7 protein-coding genes are annotated in these 6,609 nt (G+C 71.2%); 5 read left to right on the top strand and 2 right to left on the bottom strand.

Going from position 1 to position 6,609, the window contains the following annotated elements:
• Positions 1-267 precede the first annotated feature (267 nt).
• Entirely contained in the window at positions 268-1,176 is a 909-nt protein-coding gene (locus ABZU76_RS34325; protein ID WP_354877007.1) for an ROK family protein, read from the bottom strand.
• Positions 1,177-1,391: 215 nt separating this feature from the next.
• On the opposite strand from ABZU76_RS34325, the gene ABZU76_RS34320 reads away from it, so the two are divergent.
• Positions 1,392-1,607 (top strand): CbtB-domain containing protein, encoded by a 216-nt coding sequence (locus ABZU76_RS34320; RefSeq protein WP_354877004.1) that lies wholly within the window; start codon positions 1,392-1,394, stop codon positions 1,605-1,607.
• A gap of 15 nt (positions 1,608-1,622) precedes the next feature.
• Positions 1,623-2,411: a CbtA family protein gene (locus ABZU76_RS34315; RefSeq protein WP_354877001.1), complete on the top strand. Its 789-nt coding sequence runs from the start codon at positions 1,623-1,625 to the stop codon at positions 2,409-2,411.
• A gap of 115 nt (positions 2,412-2,526) precedes the next feature.
• On the opposite strand, the gene ABZU76_RS34310 is transcribed toward ABZU76_RS34315, so the two are convergent.
• Positions 2,527-3,993 (bottom strand): M1 family metallopeptidase, encoded by a 1,467-nt coding sequence (locus ABZU76_RS34310; RefSeq protein WP_354876998.1) that lies wholly within the window; start codon positions 3,991-3,993, stop codon positions 2,527-2,529.
• A gap of 77 nt (positions 3,994-4,070) precedes the next feature.
• Between ABZU76_RS34310 and ABZU76_RS34305 the strand changes: the two genes are divergently transcribed.
• The 3 genes from ABZU76_RS34305 (at position 4,071) to ABZU76_RS34295 (ending at position 6,605) form a co-directional block, all read left to right on the top strand.
• Positions 4,071-5,171: a histidine kinase gene (locus tag ABZU76_RS34305; RefSeq protein WP_354876995.1), complete on the top strand. Its 1,101-nt coding sequence runs from the start codon at positions 4,071-4,073 to the stop codon at positions 5,169-5,171.
• Between the two features lie 18 nt (positions 5,172-5,189).
• Positions 5,190-5,831: a response regulator transcription factor gene (locus ABZU76_RS34300; protein WP_354876992.1), complete on the top strand. Its 642-nt coding sequence runs from the start codon at positions 5,190-5,192 to the stop codon at positions 5,829-5,831.
• An 84-nt stretch (positions 5,832-5,915) separates the two neighbouring features.
• Positions 5,916-6,605: a septum formation family protein gene (locus tag ABZU76_RS34295; protein ID WP_354876989.1), complete on the top strand. Its 690-nt coding sequence runs from the start codon at positions 5,916-5,918 to the stop codon at positions 6,603-6,605.
• The last annotated feature ends 4 nt before the right edge of the window (positions 6,606-6,609 follow it).

The following is a 6,609-nucleotide window of genomic DNA, read 5'->3' as shown; positions in this document are numbered from 1 at the left end:
CGGACTACGCCACATGACCCGAGACACCACCCGACCACTCACCCTGCTCGGCATCCACCCCTAAAACACCAACGACTTTGCCGGAACCCTGCCCTCCCAAGGGGGGCGTCCCGACTCCAGTCTATCGGCCACCCCCGACAAAACCCGTGGCCAAGCCGAAAACGGGCCGAGCTGTCCACAACTCGGTCAGCCTGTGGACAAGCCGCGCAAACGTGTGCGCCCGCCTGAACCACGCCGAGCCCCTCGCCGGGAAGCCCGCCCGCGAAATCACCTGCCACGCAACAGATCCAGCGCCAGCAACCCCGCACCGAGCCGCCCGGCTTCGTCGCCCAGCGAGGCCGGCCGAAGCTCCGGCATCCGCTGGAAAGTCAGCGCCGAAGCCAAGTAGTCGCGCACCGGGTCGAGCACGTAGTCGGCCGCGGTGAACAGCCCGCCGCCCAGCACGATCACCTCCGGGGCCAGCAACGTCAGCAGCGTCCGCAAGCCGTGGCCGAGGCCGTCGAGCGCGTCGGAGACGACGGCGACCGCGGCTTCGTCGCCGTGGCGCGCGGCGTCGACCACGGGCTGCGCGCCGTCGGCCGGGCGGCCGGTCCGTTCGGTGTAGCGGCGCGCGATGGCCGACGCCGACGAGATCGCCTCGAGACAGCCTGTGGCGCCGCAGCCGCAGACGATGCGGTGCCCCACGTCGATGTGGCCGACCTCGCCGGCCAGCCCGTGGGCCCGGTAGAGGCGCCCGTCGAGCAGCATCGCGGCCGCGATCCCGGTGCCCACGGCGATGAACGCCGCGTCGGTGCAGCCTTTTCCCGCGCCCACGCGGAACTCCGCCAGCCCGCCGGCGCTCACGTCGTGGCCGAACGCCACCGGCAGCCCCAGCCGGTTCTCCAGCAGGTCGCCGAACGGCACGTCGCGCCAGTCGAGGTTGGCCGAGAACCGGGCGACGCGCGCCTGTTCGTCGACGATGCCCGGCACCACGACGCCGACCGCACCCGGCGAACCCGTACCGGCCTGCTCCGCTAGCGAGGAGACGACGTCGGCCACCTGCTCGGCCAGCGCCGTGCCGTCCGCGCTCTTCGCCGTGGGCACCCGGGTCGTCGCGAGCACGTTGAGTTCCCCGTCGAGCAGGGCCGCCTTCACGGTCGTGCCGCCCACATCCAATGCCGCCACCAATTCAGCCATACCGTGATTCTCACATCGGGCACCTCACATCGATGTGACATTGACGGGCGGTAGCACAGCAACCTACGCTCGGTCAGCCAGACGACGAGTTCCGGAACGCGGTGAGAATCCGCGCGGTCGCGCCACTGTGACCCCTCGACAAACCTCGAGGGGAAGCCAGACCCGGACCCGTCGTACCGCTCCCGATGAGGCCGCGAAAAGCCCGAGGAGGCACAGTGTCCACCCCCGCAGCACCCGCCGTCGCCACACCGATCCCCGTCCGGATCCCCGTCCGCCAGATCGTTCCGTGGGCAGTGCTGGTGGGCCTGCTCGCCCTCATCGCCCTCTACTTCGTGAGCGCCGAACAGGGCGCCACCGCGGTGTTCGCCAACATGTACGTGCACGAGTTCGTGCACGACGGCAGGCACCTGCTCGCGTTCCCCTGCCACTGAGGCGGGCGAACCACCATGATGAGGTCCTTGCTGGTCCGCGGCATGCTCGCGGGCCTGATCGCCGGCGTGCTCGCGTTCGTCTTCGCCTACCTGTTCGGCGAGCCGTCGGTCAACAGCGCCATCGGCATCGAGGAGGCCGGCTCCGCCGCGCATTCCCACACCCACGACCCGGCCGCCGGCCAAGGCACCGGCGAGGCTGCGCAGCCGGCCGACGAGCCCGAAGAAGAGCTGGTGCCGCGCGACATCCAGAGCACCGTCGGCCTGCTGACCGGCGTGCTCGTCTACGGCGTCGCGATCGGCGGGCTGTTCTCGCTGGCCTTCGCGTTCGTCTACGGCCGCATCGGGTCACTGCGCCCCCGCCTGACCACGGCGTTGCTCACCGCGGGCGCGTTCGGCGTGGTGTTCTTCGTGCCGTTCCTCAAGTACCCGGCCAACCCGCCGGCGGTGGGCCAGCCGGGCACCATTGGGGAACGTACCGAGCTGTACTTCGGCTTCGTCGCCGTCTCGCTGCTCGCGGGCATCCTCGCCACGGTGTTCGGCCGCAAGCTCGCCGACCGCCTCGGCGCGTGGCGCGGCGGCCTGCTGGCCTGCGCCGGTTACGTCGTGGTGATGGCCGTGGTCGCGTGGCTCATGCCGGTGATCGACGAGGTGCCGCCGACGTTCCCGGCGTCCACGCTGTGGAGCTTCCGTACCGCGTCCATCGGCACGCAGGTGACGCTGTGGCTCACGCTCGGCCTGTTCTTCGGCTTCTTCGCGGAGAAGGTACTGAAGTCCTCCCAGAAGGCCGTCGCGGCAGCCGTCTGAGCCTCACCAATCCAGGTCGCCGGTCATCTCACGCCTTCCAGTGTCTTTTGCCTCGGCTCCGCCGAGGCGGCGAGATCGCCGAGGAGCCGGCGCGATCTCGCGGTCGCCGGTCATCTCATGCCTTCCAGTCAGGGTGGTCCGGCATCGCCGGGGTGGTGGAGCCGTACAGCCAGTCGTGGAAGAACGCGCCCAGGTCGCGGCCGGAGACGCGTTCGGCCACGGCGACGTAGTCCTGCGTCGCGGCCGGACGGCCTTGGAACTCGTCGAAGAAGGTGCGTTCGATGCGGTCGAAGGTCGCCGGGCCGACGAGGCAGCGCAGCGCGTACAGCGTGAGCTTGCCGCCGAGGTCGGTGCCGAACATGACACCCGCCGCGTAGGTCTGCCGGGCGACCGGGCCGTTCTGCTTCAGGATCTCGTTGTTCTGCGCGTAGCCGGACTTCGCCGTCTCGTCGAACGGCTTCCCGCCGTGCTCGGAGTCGTAGAGGTCCTGGTAGAAGGTGGCGTGGCCTTCGCTGAGCCACATGTCGTCCCAGTGGCGCACCGGCACAGCGTCGCCGAAGTACTCGTGCGTGAGCTCGTGCGCCATGGTCGAGACCTCGCCGGGGTTTTCGAGGGCCAGGGCGCTGTAGGTCGGCATCGCCGCGGTCTCCAGCGCGACGCCGCCACCGTAGAGGCGGTTGACGCCGAGGGTGCCGGCGCTCGCGTACGGGTACGGGCGGCCCAGGCGCTGCTCCAGCCACGCGATGATCTCCGGGGTCTTGCGCGCGGTGTCGAGCGCGGCCGGTTTCGCCGCCGTCGTCACGTAGCTGCGCACCGGCAGGCCGTGCGGGCCCACCTGGTCGACCTCGGTGAAGTGGCCGGCCGCGAGCTGCACGACGTCGGTGGCCGTGGGCCGGTCGACGCGGAACACCGAGGTCACCCGGTCGCCCGCACGGTGCTTCCCGACGAGCGTGCCGCTGCCGACGCCCTGGACGTCGGCCGGCGTCGTGATCCGCAGGGTGTAGGTGGCCGGGTCGCCCGGCACGTCGTCGGACGGGAACACCGCGTGCTCACGGTCGGTCTGCCCCATCACCGCGAAGCCGTCCGGGGTGTTCTGCCAGACGCCCACGGCCTCGGCGAGGTCGGGCGGCAGCGGGAACTTCACCGTGGGCGAGGCCGGGCTCTTCGCGCGGTCCGCGATGTAGCCGATCCGCACGGTGAACGGCACGCCCTTGCGCAGCGCCCGCGCGGGCGTGACCACCAGCTTTTCGCCCTGCACCACGAACTTCGCGGCCGTGCCGTCGACCTCGACCGTCCGGATCTCGCCCACGGCCGAGTCGAGCCCGAAGGACGACAGCGACTGCGTGGCGACGGCGCGCATCGTCACCGCCGCGTCCATCGTGGTCACGCCCGGCCGGTAGTCGAGGGAGACGTCGTAGTCGCGGGCGTCGTAGCCGCCGTTGCCGAGCCCGGGGAACAGCCGCTCGCCCGCGCTCAGCGCGCCGGGAGACGCGGGATCAGCCGTGGCGGCGGTCGCGGTGCCGGCGGCCAGCACCGCGGCGAGCCCTGCCACCGCTGCGGTTTTCACGATCGTTTTCACCATGCGCCCCACCTTGCCGAGGCCGCCGCCGTGCGCACATCAGCCAGGCAGCTCGAACGGGCTAACCGGAAAGTCGTACGGTGATCGCCGTGCGACTGCTGCTGCTCGACGCCTGCCTGGCGATCGCGGTCGCTGGCGTGCTCACGCTGGAGGCGCTCAACGGCGTGAACCGGCCCGCGCTGTGGCAGCTCACGATCGTGGCCGTGCTGGTGCTGTTGCTGCTGCGTCGCCGGTTCCCGCTGGTCACGATGCTCGCGATGGCGGTGCTGGCGTGGTTCGAGCCGACGGCGCAGCTCGCCACGATCTTCTCGCTCTACACCGTCGCGGCCCAGCGCGGACCGAAGTGGCCGACGGCGGTCGCGGTAGCCGCGGATTTGGTGATCACGTTCGTCACCTACCGGCCCGACGACCTGCAGGCCTGGGAGATCGTCGGCTTCGTCGCGGCCCTGATGCTGATCCTGCCCCTGCTCGCGGGCCTGTGGATGCACCAGCGCGCCGTGCTGGTCGACGCCCTGCACGACCGCGCGGACCAGGCCGAACGCACTCGCGACCTGCTCGCCGAACGCGCCGTGACGGCCGAGCGCCGGCGGATCGCGCGCGAGATGCACGACGTGGTGGCCCACCGCGTGAGCATCGTCGCGCTGCAGGCGGGCGCGTTGTCCGTGCGCGCGCCCAACGACGAGACCGCCCGGCTGGCCGAGGTGATCCGCGAGTCGAGCGCCGCCGCGCTCACCGAGCTGCGCGACATCCTGCGCGTGCTGCGCGAGGAGGAGAACGAACCGAAGGCGCTGCCGAGCCCGACGCTCGACGGCGTCGCGCAGCTGGCCGGCGACCTCGCCGCGGCCGGCGCGAACGTCGACGCCGAGGTGCCCGATCCGCTGCCGCAGGTGCCGGAAATGGTGGGCCGGGCGGCGTACCGGATCGTGCAGGAAGCCCTGACCAACGCGGCGAAACACGCACCGGGCGCGCCGATCCGCGTCCGGCTGTCCCTCGACAGCGGCAAGCTCGTCGTCGAGGTGGCCAACGCCCTCGGCGCGTCGGCGGGCCTGCCCGGCGCGGGCTACGGCGTGATCGGCATGCGCGAGCGCGTGACGTTGGCCGGCGGCGCGCTGCGCGTCGGCCCCGACGGCTCGGGTGACTACGTGGTGCGCGCGGTGTTCCCGCTCGCCGGCGGTGCGTGAGATGAGGAGGACGCTGCGGTGATCAAGGTCGTGCTGCTGGACGACGAGGTGCTCGTGCGCAGCGGCATCCGGATGATCCTCGAGTCGGACCCGGAGATCCGCGTGGTCGCGGAGGCGGGCGACGGCACGGGCGTCGCCGAACTCGTCGCGCGGCATCAGCCCGACGTCGTGCTCACCGACATCCAGATGCCCGGCGTCGACGGCCTCGAGGTGACCCGCGTGGTCACGGCGCTGCCCGAGGCTCCGGCGGTGGTCGTGTTGACCACGTTCGACCTCGACGAGTACGTGCACACCGCGTTGCGCCGCGGCGCCACCGGGTTCCTGCTCAAGGACACGCCGCCGCGCGACCTGGTGAGCGCCGTGCACGTGGTGCGCCGCGGCGAGGCGATGCTGTCGCCGGCCGTCACGCGGCGCCTGCTCGGCGAGTTCGCCTCAGGCGGGGCCACGGAGAGCGCGAAGGCGCGGCTGACGTCGCTGACGTCGCGCGAGCGGGAGGTCGCGGTGGCCGTGGCGGAGGGCTGGAGCAATGCGGTGATCGCCACCCACCTCGGCGTCAGCGAGGCCACCGTGAAGGTCCATCTGGGCCGCATCATGTCCAAAGTGGAGGCCTCGAACCGCACCCAGGTGGCCATCCTCATCCACGATGCTGGTCTTGTCTGAATTGTTGTCGCGCAGGCGGTCTCGCGCCGGTTAGGATCTTCGTCGGGTCGGGGGATTCCACAGAGAAAGTTCAGGGGACCCCTCATGTCCGAATCTGTCCTGCCGCCCAAGCCGACGGGGCCGAGTTACCAGGACGCGCCACTGCCGCCACCGCCGCCACGGGCGACCGGCAACACCAACGGCTTCGCCATCACCTCGCTGGTCCTGGCGTTCCTGCCGGCCACCCTGTGGCTGAGCGTGATCTTCGGGATCCTCGCGTTGGTCCAGATCCGGCGCAAGGGCCAGCGTGGCCGCGGGCTGGCGATCGCGGGGCTGTCCATCAGCGGCGCGTGGGTGCTCCTCATCGCCGCGGCCATCGCGATCGGCGTCGCGACCGGTGGCTTCGCGCCCGCCGCCGACAACGCCGCCGCGGCCGTCGCGGGCAAGAGCGTCTTCGCGGCGCAGAAGGGCCAGTGCTTCACCACCTACGACGAACAGACCAGCAACATCGAAAAGGTCCCGTGCGACAAGCCGCACCACTCCGAGATCTACGGGCTGGTCATGCTGCCGGGCGACGACACGGACGCCTACCCCGGCGACGCGACGCTGTCGGCACAGGCCCGTCAGTACTGCGAGGCCGAGCAGAGGAACTTCTTCGCGACCACCACGCCGCCTTCGGACCTGGTCATGGCCGTGTACTACCCGGATGAAGGGACGTGGCAGCACCACCGGCACTCGGCGGTCTGCACCTTCGAGTCCGAGAACGGCGCGCTGACCGCCCCGGTGGCGCACTAGCGGA

The organism is Amycolatopsis sp. NPDC005232, from assembly GCF_040607795.1.
Classification (GTDB): domain Bacteria; phylum Actinomycetota; class Actinomycetes; order Mycobacteriales; family Pseudonocardiaceae; genus Amycolatopsis.
This window is presented reverse-complemented; position numbering and strand designations above follow the sequence as displayed.